Source organism: Pedobacter steynii, assembly GCF_900103665.1.
GTDB classification, from domain to species: domain Bacteria; phylum Bacteroidota; class Bacteroidia; order Sphingobacteriales; family Sphingobacteriaceae; genus Pedobacter; species Pedobacter steynii.
The window spans coordinates 360,202-379,111 of sequence record NZ_FNGY01000001.1 but is presented as its reverse complement, the minus strand read 5'-3'; the positions used below and the strand labels follow the sequence as shown (position 1 = coordinate 379,111).

Genomic DNA, 18,910 nt, shown 5'->3' with positions numbered 1-18,910 from the left:
TGTATACACAAACTAAAACGATAAGGCCAGCAATTTCACGTAACATTAAAACGGCAACACATCCGACACTTTGCAAAAGCAATATTTATTTGACCCGGATTTTATGTATGCCATGAAAAACACCAAAAAAACTGAAGAAATTGATTCAAAAAACCATAAAGCTGTTCATTACATTGGTGGTGGAGGGGCTGCAACGTATGATGTACGGGATTTTTAAGTTTTCTGCCCGTAACGTCTCGCATGTAGAAACGGAAGGAAGAATAGTCACCGGACAAAATTTTCAATCGTCAAGCGGTGTGGCTTTAAAAATTATAGAATTAATAAATGATGCAAAAAATGAATAAGATGAATAAGTAGGTACTTGCATTGTGTAAGAATGGAGAATTTCAACGTATACACTAAAAAAAGCGGCTTTTTCGTTGAAAATTAGCAATTTATAGCTATAAGTTAAAGTCAATCCATTATACTATATAACATATTTTTAGGCTATATTCAAACATTGAATCTTTAACCATAAAAAAAATCTAATGCAAGAAAAAACAATTAGCCACTCTCCTTTTCTGTTATGTACTTTACTGATGCTTGGTATACTCGCAGGGTGTAAAAAAGATAATGTTAGTCCACCCGAACCGAAACCACCTGTACTTTCGATGAACGACTTGTACAAAAGCGCCATACTGGATGCAATGGTTGCTGATGATGCAGAAAGAATTGATACATTATGGGCATTAACTCCAGAAAACACCTCGTTGCAATGGAAAACAATTAAAGGTAAGCCATATGTTTTGATGGCTAGTTTTATGCGTTTTCCATCCAGCTATCCGGTTGGTGATTCAATTACCACTTCATGGGGAGAATCCTGGCTATTCATCCCACAACAAATGAAAGCACGCATAGGTTCTTCTTTCTCTGCAACAAGTGATACCACAATGCGCATCTGCCAGTTGCTGGGCCTCCCTCCTGCTAATGAACGAAGCAATACGCACATTGCCGAGGTTTGGATAAACCCGGAGCGTTTGTACAGGCCGGCAGGCAGCCGGGTGATCACCACTAAAACAGCTACTGCGGCACTAAGTAATAATAGCCCTGAAAGTTTCAGCTCATGGTTTAATAATTATATCGTTTTCGCCTATTATCGAACATTATCAGCGACTACAGATTATCACTACCCCTGGACGCGATTGGGTTATACCTATGATTGGGCCCCCAAAGCAAAGGAGGTAGGACTGAGTGAATATGTTTTACAGCCCAGTTCGGGTGCCTGGGTAGAAAAGGTATCAAAAGTGGGTAACTATTTTAAAAAATAGACACAGAGTTAGCCTGGAATTTTAGAATTCCAGGCTTTGTCGTTTTAAAATAGTCCGATAATCAAAAATGACACAGGTTTACTTATCTTTAAAAAATCCTACGATAAGGCTTATGAAAAACGAGACAGACCTGAAACTCGCCGTACTAATTGACGCAGACAATGTCCCTTATGCCAATGTAAAAGAGATGTTCGAAGAAATTGCAAAATACGGTACACCTACCTTCAAAAGAATCTATGCGGATTGGACCAAACCAACAGTTTCCGGATGGAAAAAAGTACTGCTGGAAAACGCCATCACACCCATTCAGCAGTATAGCTATTCCAGTGGCAAAAACGCGAGCGACAGTGCGCTTATCATTGATGCAATGGACATTCTTTATACAGGAAAAGTAGACGGCTTCTGTATTGTCTCTAGTGACAGTGACTTTACCCGATTGGCGACCAGACTTCGGGAAGCAGGGATGAAAGTAATCGGGATTGGCGAAAAGAAAACCCTTACCCCTTTTATTACTGCCTGTGATAAATTCATCTACATTGAGATCCTGAAACCTAAACCACAACCTTCGGAAGATAATAGCCCATCACAAACCGCTACCGGCACTAAATCCTCGGAAATGCAGCCTTTAAACAAAGTCGATCCCGGAATCATCAGGCTCTTCACAGACAGCATTACCGACCTTGCAGATGAAGACGGATGGGCTTACCTTGGAGATCTGGGCAGTCTGATGATGAAGAAAAAACCAGATTTTGACTCCAGGAATTATGGATTTTCTAAATTGCTGCCTTTAATCAAAAGCACCAACCGCTTTGAAGTCGATGAACGAGAAAGTGGTAAAGCTAATGTTAAACACATCTATATTAGAAAAATCACTCAACCGGCACCTGCCGCTCCCATACAAAAGCCCGGAAACAAGAGAAAATCGACAAAACGGTAAAGCAACAAACAGATCCTGCTACAATCTGTTACATGACCTTATCACCAGAAATGAGAGTAGGTAATGTTCTTTACATTTTACCAATAAAATCATTTTGATTATGAAGTTTATACCATTAATATTCTTATTCTGGGTTCAAAGTACCTGCCTGGCACAAAATACTGTTTCTCTTGAGATTCATGCCCCAAAATTCAAGAATGGTTCGAAATTGCAAATTTCTGATAACAATCCTTTTGGCAGAAAATCTTTACGCATGTATGATCTTGAAATTGTAAATGGAAAATCTATTGGTAAAATATTAACTGGAAAGGGAGATCTTTTCCGTTTGAAATTTAATCAACAAAACCGTAACTTTTATTTAGAACCTGGCATAATAAAGATCAATATACCAGATACAAGTCTTGCTCTTGCAACGATAACCGGCAGTAAATCTGATCAGCAGATGGCTCAATGGCTTATCGATTGGAAAAATGAGCCCATTTACAATCGCACGCGTGATGCTCAGAACAAATGGTTTGCACAAGGTACGACAGCCGAGGCAGCTTCATCAAAGCTGAAATATGACTCCCTAAATGTGATCTATGAGGAGCAGAAAGTGAGTTTTAACATCAATAGAATAAAAGCGAATCCTGCTTTCTGTATTAATTCCACACTACTTAGGAATATTATGGATTTAGTTCCTCAAAAACAGGTTTTAGACCTGTACCAGGGGCTTGATTCAGAGGCCAAAAGTAATGTTGATGGTAGATTTATTAAATATCAGATAGATAGTCTTTCTATAAATGGAACTGCTCCCGGCTTTGTACAATCAGATACCTCAGGAAATCAGGTAAGGCTCGACGATTTCAGGGGCAAATACTTGTTGCTTGATTTTTGGGCATCCTGGTGTATCCCCTGTAGAGCCGAAAACCCCAATCTGAAGAAAGCTTATGAGCAGTTTAAACATCGAAACTTCACCATATTAGGTGTTTCACTTGATTCCGAACGAAAGCTTTGGATTGATGCTATAAAAAAAGATCAATTGCCATGGGCTCAAATATCTGACCTTCAGGGTTGGAGTAATTGGATTTCCGCAAAATATATAGTTAGAGCGGTTCCACGCAATTTCCTGATCTCACCAGATGGAAAGATCATAGCGAAAAATATACGTGGTAAGGAGTTAATAGAAACCCTGGAAAAGGCGCTTCAATAACGTACAAAAAATCTTTTGTCCATTTAGTAAAAGCCCTTACCGATAGTAAAGGACTGGAGCATATTGCCATACAAATGGGTGATTAGAATTATTAAAATATTAGTTTAATGCTATATGACCAGAAATATCTATTTGAACTTTTTGACGTCTTATTAAAAAGTAATCAGCTATCAAAAATTTCTTGAATTCCCATCAGAATGCGGAATGATTTGCTGAGTAAATTCGAAATATTATTTGTAAATTTAAGTGTTGAATTTCAGCGGCAGCTATCCATAATTTTCTCCTGATTACCAAGTCCATCTCTCCTGCAGTCGCAAACTTTAGCCGTCCCCATTGAAATGGATTATTAGAAACCTAAAAACTATTGCCATGCCTAAGTACGTAATTGAAAGGGAAATTCCTGGAGCAGGAAAATTAACCGCCGAACAATTGAAGGTAGTTTCACAGACATCTTGCGGGGTGTTAAGCAAAATGGGTCCAGAAATACAATGGGTACACAGCTATGTGACGGATGATAAAATCTATTGCATTTACAATGCCCCAAATGAGGAAATGGTTCTTGAACATGCAAAGCAAGGCGGATTTCCTGCAAATTCAATAAATAAGGTCTCCGCAGTTATAGATCCGATAACGGCCGAGTAATTGAATCCAGAATTTTGCATTGGAATTTTTACCCTTAAAAGACAAGTTTCAGTATAACTACTGAAACCTGTCTCTAAAAACTATGACCGTTTCTCCGCATAAATTACGATAGCGCTGGAGTCAATCACCACATTTCCATCCGCATATTTCTGATTCAGTAAATTGTATACTTCGGCTTTTATTGTAGCTTTCATATCCTCATCGGCATTACTTAGTGCCGCCACAACAGGAGCTGCTACATCCGTCATCAGGTTCCAGTAAACATCAGTTGTCTTGCAATTCATCTTTCCTGCAATTTCTACTTCTGAAATATCAGTTAAGCCTGCCTCCTGAAACAGGTCAGATATCACCCCTGTTTTGGCACAGCGAAATATTCCCGGGGCATCAGGCGGCGCTGCAGGTAGCCCCAGGTTTTTATTAATTGCCCCCATGATTGCAGTCACCCAGAAATTCTTTTCAGGAATGTCCCATACCGCGGTAACAATTCTTCCTCCCGGTTTCAACACCCTCACCATTTCCTGAACTGCCAGCTGCATGTCCGGGAAAAACATGAAACCAAACCGGCAACTTATGGCATCAAAAGAATGGTCTGCAAATGGAAGTTTACTCACGTCACAAACACAGGTTTCTATGTTTGTAATATTTCTCATTCCCGCATTTTCAGAAGCAATTTCCAGCATCTCTTCCGCAAGGTCAGTTAGGATCACTTTTCCACCAGGCAGTCTGGAAGCTATGGTTAGTCCGGGTTCGCCCGTTCCTGATGCAATATCAAGCACGATATCGCTATTTTGGGGATTAAGTAAGCGAACAATTTCATCACCCACAGGGTTTAAAAAGTCCATCATAAGGTTATCCCATTTCTTCCAGCCGGATGAAAATTTATTCCATACCTCTTTTTGCTGGTCACGAATGATTTCGAGTTCTTGTTCCATGATATTAAGATATTAGTTTACTTAAAAATAAAGCCGCAACGTCCGGCACTAAGTAACTGAAACAAGAAAGAGATAAGAAAGGTGATTTTTGTAACGGCTTATAAATGCTTCAGTAAATGATGCGGGAGAAATATTGCCATTATAAAGATACCGATATATTTTGATTATATCTACAATTCGAATTTAATACACACAGGTCCTTAAACCGAAAAAAAACCTGCAAATCCTAAGATAAGCAGGCTTTTCGTTTTATTTAGGTTTCTCTCAGCTCCACTAAATCCGGATACCCCCTCATTACCGAAACGTCATCCGGATGCACCAACACCCGGGGCCTGTGTGCAGAGAATGTATAGGTGATGTTAAAAATACCTTTCACCTGCAATTCGTTATTTCCGGTATATCGAAAATAGACAGGCTTTTGATCTGATGTAATCAGATTATTTTCGGTTTCTGGTTCATGTACATCAGTATCATTAGCAGAAGTAAATTGCAGGCTTTGCCTTTTTTGTCCGCAGCAGTTCATGGTTTTAGTTTTTAAGGTTGACTGGATTATTTCGTAGGTACAACAATTCGAGCAGCCTAATTCTTTTTCATAATGATTTGTTCTAAAAATATTGCAGCTGCCGAGAACGACAGGGTTAGTAATACTTTTTCCATCCAATCATTACCGAAATAAATTCCGACTGGCAGTGCTACCCAAATAGATAAACAGAAGAAACAGTCCATTAATGACCCAAAAAAGCTTTCACCTGCAAGTTTTCTTAGTTTATAAATGATGTCAAAGGGACCATCTTCGGCTTGTATTAAATGGGTAACACGCCAAACGGCGAGAACAGAAATCAGAAACAAATAGGCTGTCATTATGCTTTAGCTTATGGTAAACGTTCAATAGCGACACCCGTACTTACACTATATGGAGCCGCATTTGCACCTGCTCCATAACCATTGGTTGTTCTTTTTGATGCCGATAAACCAATGGAAACGGTCGCATAACTTTCAGTAGGTTCGAGCCATTTTCCTGCCGGAACAGGTAGGGGTACGAAAGTAATCTGGTGTGCATTTGAATCTCCAAATTTGCTGGGATCTGCTGTACCCCGATAACCAGGACAACTATGTGCTTCGTTATTATCTGGGTTATCACCATGTAAAATGGTTGGTGCGGGTATCAGGCTTCCAAATAGTTTGACCTCAAACCCTGCAGAAGTACCACATTTTCCGATAGACAGGTCGTAATGATCCTGAAATTTAGAATTAGGGTGAGTTTCGCAGGCCTTAAATTTAACGTTTAACGGGCTGTTTAGAAACGCCTCCTTAATGCGGTATAAATTACATTCTGCTTTTACAATGTTTACACCATCTGCATCAAACCAGACATCATCTAAGCTAAAGCCCAGGTAATTGTTATCGATAAATAGGGCAATCATATCTGTAGCACCTGCGATATGTTTTCCTGCAGCATCGTAACCATCCATACGGAAATAAACCGTTCCGGGTGCTGTACCCTGATAAATTCCTGTATTTAGCTGAATTAAGCGATTTTTATCATATGGGATCCAGGGAATTCCTGCTTCAATCTGAGCCTCTACGTTTAGGTAATAAGGTACTTTAATTGCCGGACCACCATCAACTTTTAACGGCACAGTATCGTAGGTACCTATCAATTTGGGTAACAGATCCAAACCAATTCCCTGAAATAAATAGCCCATATAACCTTCAGATACATAATTCCAGCTGTTGAAAGGTTCCAACATATTTTTGCTGTATCTAATCGTATAAAAGGCAATTATCGGGTCCGTAGCTTTCCTTTGTGTATTGTACAAACAACCTTTTACGTCTACTGTACCCGCCCATGCCGCACAATCAATATTCAAATGTGCCAAAACATTATGGCTGGTAATGCGGCCATCAGCATACAAATGATTGTGCAAGGTAGCAGAATCTCTATCCATAGCAGCAAAACTTGCCGTACTATTTTGGTTGCCGCCGATAACTACATTGCCTAAAGCACCGATCATATTGCCGTTAAAACAATTGAAAGGTTTGGGTATCACCGATGCCGGGACGCAAATGTCAATTCGCTTAATTTGGCTTACATTGAAGTAACAGGCACTTTCGTACAAAACAGGCGCCCCAACGGTAGATCCGGGGATACTTACCACCAAATCCGGCAATCGCTGTATCGCTACATTTTCGCCGGCAGCAAAGTCTGTAAAGATTTCGTCGAGTACATCACCAGCCGTATGTTTATAATGGAAAATGTAGTTACCATTCATATCGGTAACAGCAAAGCCTAAATTTCTTCGTTCTCCGGTACCGGTATAGGGATTTCCAAGTTTTTCAGCAGTGGTACGATCGTACTCCTCAAAATTTAAACTGATGTTTTTTCCATCGGAAACACTACATCCAAAACGGGCATTATCAAAGATACCAACGATATCGCGATGCGCTGCGGCCAGCACACTATTCACCTTGGAATCCAGCTGGATGGTTTTACTAAATTTCAGCGTTCTTTCCAGGGGGCTGTTTTCAGCGCCCTTTTTATTCGCTGCTTTGGTATCAATGATCTTTGCTTCGTTTTCAATGTTAAATACATCGGCCAAACGATTCGGTGTTTGACGATCATCCATTAAGTTCAGCATAATGGGTCTGAAAGGTCCCGGATCTGGCGGATTTGGGTTGACAATAACCGGTGGGATGCGCTCAGGATAATATTTCTCTATCAGCTCGCGCATTCTTGGGTTTTTTAATGCTTTTTCGAAAGCATCCAGGTGATCAATCACAAAATGACTGCGGTAGCAGGGATTATACAGACAACTGCCGCTGTAAGTGCTGACATGGCCATAGGCTAAAAAATCCTGAGCACCGGCCGCCGTAATGCAGGTCAGTACCAAATCATCGAAATCCTGATCAGCACCCGCATCATTGGATTGAATTTGAAACTGGTAGGTACTCCCCACTTTGGTTGGAAATTTAATCCGGGCCTCAGAATTCTGGAAGCCCGTACCTGGGTTATTCTGGATGTTAAGGGTCCACATGGCACCAGTGACTACCACATCGGCTGCGCCGATTGTACCTGGATGGATACCGTTTCCGCTTGTCGCGCCTTGCACTACAAACTGCTGTTTAAAGGCTGCATTTTTGGCCGTAACTCGTATGGTCCAATTGCCTTGCATAGAAATATACATAGTTTTGATTATTTTAATAGCCTACTCTTTCATCGGATTTTCGGCAGACTCCTCTGTTTTAATTTTAGATAAGCGGGCTCCAACATCGCCTGGAAGGACACATAAACGCTCAGACTAACAGCTTTCCCCCCGTTGGCATGCTGAGCGTTATTGGTGCGCAAAACTTAATTGTCTTCTTCGCCGGCATCACAATCATTAGGGCAGCAGCGATATTCCTGTGATTTTTCGAGTAGTTCTATTTGTTTACGTAAAAGTTCATTTTGCAAATGAATACGTTCTCTTGCAGCAGGCTCGCAGGTGTTACATTCGTCCAGACAGCCTTTTACAATGACGCCGGCAGTTGGTAAAGAGAATTCCATCGAAAACTCAAATTTCTTGCGGTAGGCAGCTGATATTTCGCCTTTATCATCTAAAATACCGGCCGCGATTAAGTCTTTGTTTAACTCTTTTAAAGCTTCTTCGCGCATAGCAGGTGTTATGGTCGGATTTACAAAAGCGAGATTTGAAAATCCAGAGACACTGATTAATTTTTCTATGCTTAGCAATTCAAATTTTACCACTTGCTTTTTATTCATCCGATAAAAAAAGTAGGACACCGCATGACAACCATTAGGGTTTGAAAACTCCCTGGATGAAGATTCAAAATGATCTTCTGACTGGCCTTCGGCGTGTACCTTCGTGGCTACCTCACCAATCGAAACGGAATGTGCTTTGTGTGTGGCATTTACAGCCTGGCTTGCCGAAGCCCGCATATGACTGCTTTGACTGTTTAAATAATCGAGGGCAGAGGAACCGTTGTGGTTTTTATTAGAATTGCTATTAGAATCTACACCCGGACTAAATGGATTGGGATCTATACTGGTACCCGAGCTCCCGCTAAAATCCCAATGGTCTTTATTTTGGCTGCTCTGATGTCCCGATTGGTTGTTTTCCATATCAGAAAAATAGCTTTGTGATGCTTTCATAAAGTATTGTTCCTCTGATATCTGTTCAGAACGGTAGCTTAACTGGGTACTGGCATCGTAAGTAAACTTGCTTCTTCTGTCGGTGGTCACCAAACGTACTTTTTCGCCAGGCAATAAAGTCGTGGTATAAACCGGATCACCCAGCACACTACCTATAGTACATCGGCTTAACCTGAAGCTAATTAATAGCTGGGCCATCAGGGCTGTTTGCCTGTCCTGCCCTTTTATAGCCAGTGGATAATTTAATGTACGTGTAAAAACCAGTACATCGCAATTGCTGTCTTTTAACAATTCCGGACAGCAGGGAACTTTTAGGGATTCATCTTTACTTTCCATTTTTTTTAATTTGTTGTTTACTCAATAGGGATTTTTAATTCCAATCAAAGGAGGATAAGACCACCCTTTAGATTCGCTTTTTTTGATAGATTAAAGTTCTAATGAATGCCAACGATACACAAGGTAGCCGCCACGGTTTCTGCCTGCGTATTAATACGCAGGTGCGATATGGCTTTTACGCAATTATTAACAAAAGGCAGTTTATTGACGCTAAGTCTTTGAAATACAGTTGATAAATATCTAATTTTAGTAAACCAAACTAAACGAATCTTATAACAATGGAAACTAAAAACAGACAACACCCTATTGATGGTACTGAAGGCAATCCAATAGACTCAAAGATTGCAGCTGCCTGGACAGCACATTATCGCATCATGAATCCCAATGAAACGATTTCACATTTTTTTGGCAATCAGATTTTACAGCAGATCCTTGCCCAACCCGATTGTCTGGGCATCCGTATCTATTATGCGAATGAATTAAGGTTAAATTGGATTCAGCGTATTTTTATTGCCGTAAGTAATTTCTTGCGTTGGATTGCCGGCGCCTATGGCGTAAAACACCTCATCCTGGTAGGTAGCGATAAAGATGGCATAGATCAGGTTCCTGAGCAGGTCCCAACGATAGCTCCGGAAGGCTCGGAAAAGGTAATGATGGCCATGTCTTTTAGCACAGAAAAATATACGATGGCAGAACAGGCCTCTCCATGCCCCGGAGGTGCGGGTTGCCCGGAAAATGAATTGACAAGTTAAAGCATCGATTATGTCAACGTCTCTCCTTTTACAAAATTTATCCAGTTTGTCGGCACTTTTGCCCATAGCAGCAGCAATAGTTAACCGCAGGCACTTAAATCACCTGCAGAAAATTGCTGCTGCCTTTTTTATCATTTCGGGTCTGTTCGACTTTAGTTTGCTTTTAGTGATGCACTTTAACGTCACACTAATTACCACCGGCGGGCGTGCCAATAATGCACCGTTAATTCATTTATTTCTATTGGTAAGTGTTTTTTTTTATGCGTTAATCTACTTTAATGCATTTAATAAATTAACTTTAAAAAGGACCTCCATAGTTTTTGCCGGAATAGCCGGAGTGCTAATTTTAATCAATGCATTTTTTATAGAAGGTCTATTAAAATTTCCTTCTATTGGAAATACAATTTTAAGCGTGACCTTAATTTTATTGTCCTTATTATATTTCTGGCAATTGCTTGATCAGGTTGAAATTGTTCGTTTAGAAAAGCAACCTATGTTTTGGATAAGTGCCGGAGTTTTATCCTACTGTAGTATCAATATTTTCTTATTTATGCTCATGAGATCTCTGGGACCGTTATCGTCAAATTTCTGGACCATTCACTCTGTCATCAATATCATCGCTAACGCTTTATTCGCAATTGCCTTACTTTGCAAACCACAGAAAACGATATAACCGAAGTACTTATTATTGGTACGCTTGTAGTAGTTTTACTACTGGTGTTCCTGTTTTTATTTATAATTCTTTACCAGCGAAAAATACTAAAGTACCAGAAAGAAAAGCGTAAAATGCAAACCGAAGCACAGAACAGCTTTCTGCGTGCAGTCTTCGAAACGCAGGAGAGCGAACGCAAACGCTTATCAGTTGATCTGCACGATAGTGTTGGGCAGGTTTTATCGGCCATTAAATTAAATTTGCATCGCATTGACAAATTATCCGGCAATGCCGAAAACGCATCAGCTTTGCTGGCCTGTACCCGCAAATTAACCGACGAATGTATACAGGAGATACGAAACATTATCCACAATGTTTTGCCTCCGGTTTTAATAGATTTTGGATTGGCAGACGCCCTGAAAGACCTGTGTAATTATGTGCAGCAAAATACGGACATGCAGGTAAATTACCGTCAGAATTTAAATGCAGAACGCTTTACGCCTGAAATAGAAATCACGCTTTACCGCATGATGCAGGAATTGTTTGGCAATGCCATAAAACATGCACAGGCTTCCAGAATTGAGGTTACCTTAGACAAAGAAGCAGAACTGCTCTGCTTAAACTTTAAAGACAATGGTATCGGTTTTAATAAAAAAACTATTGTACATGGTTTTGGCTTAAAAAACCTGCAAAGCCGTTCCCAATTAATAAAAGCCGATATTAAAACCTATTCAGAAATGGAAAAAGGCACACAAACCACGATTACTTTAAACATCAATAAACTTGACAATTAACCATATCTTTAACTTATGGACTTAATAAAGTTAGCTATCGCTGATGATCATAAAATATTCCGTGAAGGTTTAAAATTCACTTTAGAAGACTACGCCCAACTCAATTTAATTATAGAAGCAACAAACGGCAAAGACCTGATCGCTCAAATTATCAATCAGAAACCAGATGTCATCCTGATGGATATTAAAATGCCGGAAATGGATGGAATGCAGGCCATAACCTATATTCATCAACACTTTCCAGACATTAAAATATTGGTACTTTCCATGCATAACGAGGATAAATACATTTTAAATGCCATGCGTTTGGGTGCTTCGGGCTATCTTTTAAAAAATGCAGAACCCGAAGAGATACTGGAGGCCATTGTAAACGTACACACTAAAGGTTTTTATTTTAACGACGACCTGTCGGTAACCATGGCTAAAGAGCTGTTGGGTATCAACTTCATGCACCGCCTGCATGAAAAAGATGCCAGGCTAAACGAGCGTGAAATTGAAGTCCTTAAACTCATCTGCGAAGAATACTGCAATACGGAGATTGCAGATAAATTATTTCTAAGTGTGCGTACAGTGGAAGGTTATCGCACCAGGTTGTTCGAAAAAGTAGGCTCTAAAAACATTGCAGGTTTGGTTATTTACGCAGTAAAAAGTGGAATCATTACCATCTAAAATTCACCTATATAAGGTTTTGATTTACTAAACGGTACAAACTCCACACGGTAAGGGGTATTGGCACACCTCATACTCCACAACACCTCCCCCTTTCTATTGGTCAGCAATACCTGATTTTGTTTAGAAACACAAGTTAAAACAGTGCTATCGTTAATCAAATAGGCACTTCCCATTCTGTCTGTAAAAATCCCTTCCGGCAATTGCGTACGCCATTGTAATGATGCTTGTTTAGACACTTCGTTTAAGCTAAAAACCAATACCTGCGACTGCTTTTTACTGGTTCCATTGTCAAACAACATGAGGTGATGCTGACTGTTTCTATGTACCGCATGTCCCTGGTCAAATCCCACATTCCGGGGCAAGCCGAAATCGCCTCCATTTCCGAATTTCCACATCACCTTTTTATTGGCAGCATTCACCTTCCAGATCTGTCCATTATTATAAAATGAAATGATATAATTCCCATCAGCATCAATAAAGAGGCTATTGGCATGCATCCAATCTTTCGCTTCCTTTAAAATATTCTTGTCTTTTAAGGGGTCAAGTGCATCAAAAACACTCCAGCTCCAGATTCTTTTTCCAGACTTATCCAGGACTAAAATCCCATCTCCTTTTACGGTATCCGCTGCTTTTCCACCCACAGTCCTTAAGTCGACAACTCTTTCATTTGCCGATAAGGTAACGTACTGATTCCTGGCGTTGAGTAATATTTCGTGATGAATGGTTTGCCTGAAATCCTTCTCCCCCTTTTTCAGATAAAAAATGGTATCGCCTGCAAGTGATAACTCCAAAATTTCATTCCCGTAACTCGTAGGATAATCCATTGGAGCTAAAATGGAAAGAATGGTTTTATTTTGAGTAAAATGAGCCACCTTAACTCCGGTATTCTTTAATTTATGATACCATCGCAAATCACCCTTATAATCTATCATACCAATAAAACCAGGTGTTTCTCTGTTGTAAACCATCATGCTACCTTCCTTAAATTCGGCAGGCAGGTATTGCAGATTTTTATCACCAACATGATACAGACCTAATAATCCATCGGGAATATCTTTTGTCCTGAAGGAATACACATCAGATTGAAACCTGACCCCATTACTACCCGATACCAAACGATATTGATAATCAGTGTTAAATTTCAGATTGGTCAGCACTATTTTAAAGTCCGTTTTTTGAGTAGAAACAGGGCTTGTAGACAGTTTATCTTTTTGTCCCTTCATCCAGTACTCCACATAGGCATCTTGCTGTTTAGCACAAGCAAAATTGACCACAACCCTCAATGCGTTACCATCTCCTGTTTCAGTTAATGAAATATTTTTGAAAGTGCCAAACCCGGCACCAACACATGCAGTAATACAGGTTCCAACGATGATCAATCCAATAAAAAATAGTCTTGACTGGTTTATTTTTGAAAACATTTGATATGAAATATATAGTGATAAATCTCCGGGTTACAGGGCGAAAGCAACGGATATCAAATTAGGCAACACCTGGTTAAGTAGATTGCACTAATTTAATATCCGTCTAAAAAAATCACCACAAAGGATTTTGTTTAATTTTATTATTCGTTTGCAACTCAGTTGTCGGAATTGGGAAAATATAGTTTCTAGGTTGCAGATACTGGGCACCTTGCTTATTTACTGTCGTAAAATGGGCCTTTAAATTCGCCGGTGTATACCAACGTTTTAAATCATGCCACCTATTCTGCTCAAAGAACAATTCCAGCATCTTTTGATGACTAATTTCATTCATTACACTTGTTAAATCCGGAAGGTCCGCAGCCGTTTTAGCATTCAGCCCTGCTCTTTGCCTGATTTTATTGACATCAATAATAGCAGTTGCCAAATCTCCATTTTGTGCAACAGCTTCAGCATGCATCAGCAACACCTCCGCATAGCGCATAATTACATTATTAGCGGTAGAAGGTGTAGCCGACCAATAATTATCTGCACTCGCTACGCCACTCCAGCCATTGGTAAATTTATTAATTAAGAACTTGCCGGGGCTGATGGTATCTAACAATGATGCAGGAGAGATCTTGGTTACATTGGCACGGGCAGAGGCCCAAAGCTGGTCGAAAGTCTGGGTTCCTCCATACCAGGTAACGTCAGCTTCACCGAAATTTGAGCGTTTCCATGATAAGGTATAATACATCCGCTTGTCAAATTTAGTGTCCGAACCCGCAGGTCTTTTCTCCAGCATAAACTGATTCACCAAATAATTAGTTGGCACATATTTAAACCAGCCTCCTCCGGCACGCGGTCCGATCAGCTGAGGTAAATAATTGTACATTCCTGCATTTGCATTTTCTGCTCCCCAAGGGTTATATGGATCTCCAAAAGGGCCATAAACCCACTGAAAAACGGCTTCTTTATTGAACTCATTTTTACTGGTGAAATTATCGGAGAACTCGGGAACCAAATCGTAATTATAGGGGCTCGAATTTAACAAGGCTAAAGTAGCCGCAGCTTTCTGATAATCTTTAGTATACAGATAAGTCTTGCCCAGATAGGCAATGGCCGCACCACTTGTTGCTCTTCCCATATCTGCTGAAGGTCTTACCTCAGGCAATCCGTTTTTAGCATCCGTAAAGTCCAGAATGACCTGCTCATAAACCTGGTTTACAGGCGTACTTGGAACAAACTGATCTGATGCAGTCTTTGCTGAAGTAATAATCAGCGGTACATCCCCAAAATTTGAGGCCAGGGTAAAGTAGCAAAGTCCACGCAGAAACTTCGTTTCGGCGATATATGCCTTTCTCTTCTCCTCAGGGATCGGAACCTTATCGATATTGGTCAGCACCTGATTGGCGCGATAAATGGATTTATAAAGCGTGGAGAAAATGGAAGCGGCATCAGAATTTGTAGCTTCATTCGTGAATAGCGCAATATTAGTCGTTGCGGCTTCTCCACCTGGAAACGTAAGCACATCATCGCCCAGTGAATTGATATTCTGAATGCCGATAAATGCGCCCCAATACCCATACAAAGGTTGGCGCAAGGGACTATAAACCGAAGCTACAGCCGACATTACATCGGCATCGGTTTTCCAGAATTGGGTTTCAGTGATCTGATTTGGATTAGTTGTTTTAAGAAAATCCTTTTTACAACCATATATCATAAACAACGCAACCGGAAATACCAGTGCCATTGTTTTTATTATATTTCTATACATAATTTCTCTAATTATTGAGTTAAAAAGATACGTTTAAGCCCAGGGAAACAATTCGTTGAAGCGGATAAGCTCCACTGTCATAACCTCTGGAAAGCGGATTCCCACCATTTCCTAAATCCGGGTTGAACCCTTTGTACTTTGAAAATGTAAATAAATTCTGACCTGAAAGATAAGCCCGTATCTTTCCAACATTTAACCGTTTTGCAATATCTTCGGCTAGCGTATACCCCAATTCAACTCGCTTTAGCCTAATATAAGAGCCCTTTTCCAGCCAACGGTCGCTATTTCCACGGGAGTTTAAATTTGGATCTGCAAGTGTAAATCTCGGAAAGTCAGAACTGCTGTTTTCAGGTGTCCAGGCATTTAAAACATCGCTGGATAAATTGGTATATGCAGTCATTTGCTCGATCCAGATCCTGCCGCCGTTATATATTTTATTTCCAAAAACCCCTTGCACCAATAAATTCAGGTCAAAATTCTTCCATGCCAGTGTACCAGTCAGTCCTGTTTCTAAAGTTGGAATAGGACTTCCTGAATATTGCTGATCGTTATTATCAATTTGCCCGTCACCATTGAAATCAATAAACTTTTGGTCTCCAGGCTGGGCATTTGGCTGTAACTTTTGACCACCTGGACCTTTGTAACCATCAATCTCTGCCTGTGTTTTAAAAACACCATCCGTTTTTATTAAAAAGAAACTTCCCAACGGATACCCGACTATTGCCCGTTCTATATCACCAAATTGCTGGTTACCGCTTCCGATAGTAATTGCCGTCATTCTATTTCGGATCGAAGTCAGATTCCATCCTATTTTATAGCTAAAATCACCCGCTACATCGGAGTATGCTAAAGCCAGCTCTATCCCTTTGTTATTGACTGTACCTGCATTAACTGTCGGCGTACCATTAATCCCTGCACTCGGTGGTATTGGAACCGCAAGTAGTACCCCACTTGAGGTTTTATTAAACCAGTCAAACACCAATGAAAGTTTGCCATTGAGGAAGCTGGCGTCAAGGCCTGCATCGATGGTCTTGGTTTGTTCCCATTTTAAATTCTGAGGAGAGGCTGTTCCGCTGGGAATAGATCCCAATACCATCCCCCCATTGGTAAGGAAATTTAAGTTATTGGTAATCCCATTAATTGTCGAATAGTTTGGGATCTGATCGTTACCCAGCAAACCTATACTCCCCCTGATTTTTAAGGAATTCATAAATGCTGAAACCGATGAATTGCCATAAAATTTTTCATTGCTGATATTCCAGCCTGCAGATACCGATGGAAACACGCCATACTGATACCCTGATGGAAATATAGAAGATCCGTCTCTACGAACCGACGCACTGATCAGGTACCTTGAATCGTAGGAATAAGAAACTCTTCCAATAAGGGATTCTCTTGTTGTAGATGATGATCCTCCTCCAACCGACTGCCCCGAGGTTGCGGCTGATAAAGCATAAATCCCATTTGGAATGTTATTGCCTTTCGCATTAAAAGAATTGGTCGTATCCCTTTGAGCGGTAAAACCGGCAAGTAATGAAATATTATGTAAGCCGATCTTTTTATCATAGCTAAGTGTATGCTCTAATAACCAGGAATTTGAAACTCCGGCATTCTGAGCCAACGTTGGCAGATTAAGGATTACATTCCCGTCATTATAGGCATAGCTGTAATTATTGCCAAATCCCCTGTTTTCTGATAATGCAGCATTGATTTTATATTTTAACTGATCAACCAATCTCACTTCAGCAAAGATATCCGCGGTTACTGAGCTGCTGTTGTTTCTGTAATCATTCGCGTTCAAAATGGCTACAGGATTGGAAAGGTTTTTCATCCCGGTGGTGATCCCTCCCCAGCCACCCGGCAGGTTTACAGGATTATAAACCGGAACAGTTGGAGGCATGACCAGGGAACTCAATATATTACTGTGCGTTTGATCTCCCCCCGGAGGAAGTGAACGTCCATTGTTTCTATTGTAAATGAAGGTCTCTCCGATTTTTATCCTGCCTTTTTCATATACTGATTTCGCCCGGAAATTTGCGCTGTTGAAATCGGTTTTTTCGATCGTACCTTTTTGGTTCAGATAGCTACCGGATAAACTATACAAAAAGTGTTCTGATCCACCTGTAACATCTGCATTGGCTTTATAAACCGGGGCAGACCTGAAAATTTCTTCTTGCCAATTCGTATTCGTTCCATTATAAGCAGAAAAATTCCCACCATGAGCATTGAATAAATTCGTCCATTGTTCTCCATTGAGCAAAGACATTCGCTTCGCAATCGACTGGCTGCTATATACCGCATTTAACTGAACTTTTGGCGCTGAGTTCTTTCCACCCAATTTTGTAGTAACCAGAATCACACCACCCGCAGCCCTGGATCCGTAAATACTTGCCGCCGCAGCATCTTTCAGGATTTCAATATTCTGTATGTCGGAAGGATTTATTCCGTCCAGGCTGCCAAAAGGCATTCCGTCAATCACAACCAATGGACCATTGGCGCCAAGCGTTCCGGAGCCACGAATGGTAATGGATGACCCTGCTCCCGGCGCACCGCTGCCCGACTCAATCGATACTCCGGCAACACGCCCCTGAAGCGCATCAGTTACATTATTCGACGCATTTGCGCTGATTTCGTTTACATTTACAGAAGCGATAGAACTGGTAATTTCCCGTTTACTTTTAGTTCCATAACCTACCACTAAGATCTCATTTAAGTCCCGCAGCTGAGGTTTAAGACGGATGGCCATAAGCGTGCCTTCCTGAACCTTTACACGCGTCAATTCATATCCGACATAAGAGACCAGCAGAACAGCATCCTTATCGGGAACTTCGAGTTGAAATTCCCCATTGGTATTGGCCGTTGTAGCCAGCTCTGTACCCTCTACCTTTACAGAAGCTCCCGGCAGCGATGTTCCGGTTTCATCCATAACTTTCCCCTTGATGGAAATCTTTTGTCCTGCGCTCTGCGATGGAGAAAGCGAAGTCCTGTTTTTAATGACAACAGTCTTATCAACAATAGAATAAGCCAGGGGCTGATTAAAAAAACACTGATTAAGCGCCTCTTCAATAGACACCTCCCTAACGTTAATATTGATCAGGCCTGCCTTTCTGATTAAGGCGGTATTCCCAACGAAATAATAACTGGTTTGACTTCTGATCTTCCTGATAATGGTTTCCAGCGAAGCATTTTTTTCAGTCAGGGAGATCTTCTGTGCCTTTGTGGAAGCACTTACCTGAAGTAAACAACTGATTAAGATGAGAATGGTTAGCCTCATTATACGTATTATTAGTCCAGAATTCCAGGCGGACAGCCTGCTCAATCTGAATTGATCGTAAAATTTCATACATTTGGTTTGTTTGGTATTACA

At 40.6% G+C, this 18,910-nt stretch carries 17 protein-coding genes; 9 read left to right on the top strand and 8 right to left on the bottom strand.

From position 1 onward, the window contains the following. The first annotated feature begins 140 nt into the window (after window positions 1–140). From BLQ87_RS33415 to BLQ87_RS01480, 5 genes are all read left to right on the top strand, one after another. Window positions 141–344 (top strand): hypothetical protein, encoded by a 204-nt coding sequence (locus BLQ87_RS33415; protein WP_143010303.1) that lies wholly within the window; start codon window positions 141–143, stop codon window positions 342–344. 183 nt (window positions 345–527) lie between these two features. Beyond that, window positions 528–1,307, top strand: coding sequence for a hypothetical protein (locus BLQ87_RS01495; protein ID WP_074604289.1), 780 nt, complete (start codon window positions 528–530; stop codon window positions 1,305–1,307). Between the two features lie 112 nt (window positions 1,308–1,419). Further along, complete coding sequence (locus BLQ87_RS01490) at window positions 1,420–2,244, top strand: NYN domain-containing protein (RefSeq protein WP_074604895.1); 825 nt, start codon at window positions 1,420–1,422, stop codon at window positions 2,242–2,244. A gap of 100 nt (window positions 2,245–2,344) precedes the next feature. Further along, a complete protein-coding gene (locus BLQ87_RS01485) occupies window positions 2,345–3,436 on the top strand; it encodes a peroxiredoxin family protein (protein WP_074604287.1) in 1,092 nt (363 codons plus the stop codon). A 369-nt stretch (window positions 3,437–3,805) separates the two neighbouring features. Next, on the top strand, window positions 3,806–4,078 hold the full coding sequence (locus tag BLQ87_RS01480; RefSeq protein ID WP_074604284.1) for a DUF4242 domain-containing protein: 273 nt from the start codon (window positions 3,806–3,808) through the stop codon (window positions 4,076–4,078). Between the two features lie 80 nt (window positions 4,079–4,158). On the opposite strand, the gene BLQ87_RS01475 is transcribed toward BLQ87_RS01480, so the two are convergent. The 5 genes from BLQ87_RS01475 to BLQ87_RS01455 all read right to left on the bottom strand — a co-directional run bounded on the left by BLQ87_RS01475 (window position 4,159) and on the right by BLQ87_RS01455 (window position 9,496). Next, window positions 4,159–5,010, bottom strand: coding sequence for a class I SAM-dependent methyltransferase (locus BLQ87_RS01475; RefSeq protein WP_074604281.1), 852 nt, complete (start codon window positions 5,008–5,010; stop codon window positions 4,159–4,161). 253 nt (window positions 5,011–5,263) lie between these two features. Then, on the bottom strand, window positions 5,264–5,533 hold the full coding sequence (locus BLQ87_RS01470; RefSeq protein WP_074604279.1) for a hypothetical protein: 270 nt from the start codon (window positions 5,531–5,533) through the stop codon (window positions 5,264–5,266). Between the two features lie 56 nt (window positions 5,534–5,589). Further along, the gene (locus tag BLQ87_RS01465; protein ID WP_074604276.1) at window positions 5,590–5,871 is read right to left on the bottom strand and encodes a DUF1360 domain-containing protein; all 282 of its coding nucleotides are present in this window, start codon (window positions 5,869–5,871) and stop codon (window positions 5,590–5,592) included. Between the two features lie 11 nt (window positions 5,872–5,882). Further along, a complete protein-coding gene (locus tag BLQ87_RS01460) occupies window positions 5,883–8,195 on the bottom strand; it encodes a hypothetical protein (RefSeq protein ID WP_143010302.1) in 2,313 nt (770 codons plus the stop codon). 164 nt (window positions 8,196–8,359) lie between these two features. After that, window positions 8,360–9,496, bottom strand: a complete 1,137-nt coding sequence (locus tag BLQ87_RS01455; protein WP_074604271.1) for a hypothetical protein — start codon at window positions 9,494–9,496, stop codon at window positions 8,360–8,362. Window positions 9,497–9,774: 278 nt separating this feature from the next. Between BLQ87_RS01455 and BLQ87_RS01450 the strand changes: the two genes are divergently transcribed. The 4 genes from BLQ87_RS01450 to BLQ87_RS01435 all read left to right on the top strand — a co-directional run bounded on the left by BLQ87_RS01450 (window position 9,775) and on the right by BLQ87_RS01435 (window position 12,363). Further along, window positions 9,775–10,248, top strand: coding sequence for a hypothetical protein (locus BLQ87_RS01450; protein ID WP_074604269.1), 474 nt, complete (start codon window positions 9,775–9,777; stop codon window positions 10,246–10,248). A 10-nt stretch (window positions 10,249–10,258) separates the two neighbouring features. Further along, window positions 10,259–10,921, top strand: a complete 663-nt coding sequence (locus tag BLQ87_RS01445; RefSeq protein ID WP_074604266.1) for a hypothetical protein — start codon at window positions 10,259–10,261, stop codon at window positions 10,919–10,921. A 113-nt stretch (window positions 10,922–11,034) separates the two neighbouring features. Next, the gene (locus BLQ87_RS01440) at window positions 11,035–11,694 is read left to right on the top strand and encodes a sensor histidine kinase (protein WP_143010301.1); all 660 of its coding nucleotides are present in this window, start codon (window positions 11,035–11,037) and stop codon (window positions 11,692–11,694) included. Between the two features lie 15 nt (window positions 11,695–11,709). After that, on the top strand, window positions 11,710–12,363 hold the full coding sequence (locus tag BLQ87_RS01435; RefSeq protein WP_074604261.1) for a response regulator transcription factor: 654 nt from the start codon (window positions 11,710–11,712) through the stop codon (window positions 12,361–12,363). Here BLQ87_RS01435 and BLQ87_RS01430 read toward each other — a convergent pair. The 3 genes from BLQ87_RS01430 to BLQ87_RS01420 form a co-directional block, all read right to left on the bottom strand. After that, entirely contained in the window at window positions 12,360–13,787 is a 1,428-nt protein-coding gene (locus tag BLQ87_RS01430; protein ID WP_074604259.1) for an aryl-sulfate sulfotransferase, read from the bottom strand. The genes BLQ87_RS01435 and BLQ87_RS01430 overlap by 4 nt on opposite strands. Before the next feature lie 115 nt (window positions 13,788–13,902). Beyond that, window positions 13,903–15,543, bottom strand: coding sequence for a RagB/SusD family nutrient uptake outer membrane protein (locus BLQ87_RS01425; protein WP_074604256.1), 1,641 nt, complete (start codon window positions 15,541–15,543; stop codon window positions 13,903–13,905). A gap of 19 nt (window positions 15,544–15,562) precedes the next feature. Next, window positions 15,563–18,817 carry a TonB-dependent receptor gene (locus BLQ87_RS01420; protein WP_172664790.1) on the bottom strand — a complete coding sequence of 1,085 codons (3,255 nt, stop codon included), beginning with the start codon at window positions 18,815–18,817 and terminating at the stop codon, window positions 15,563–15,565. Window positions 18,818–18,910: the final 93 nt, after the last annotated feature.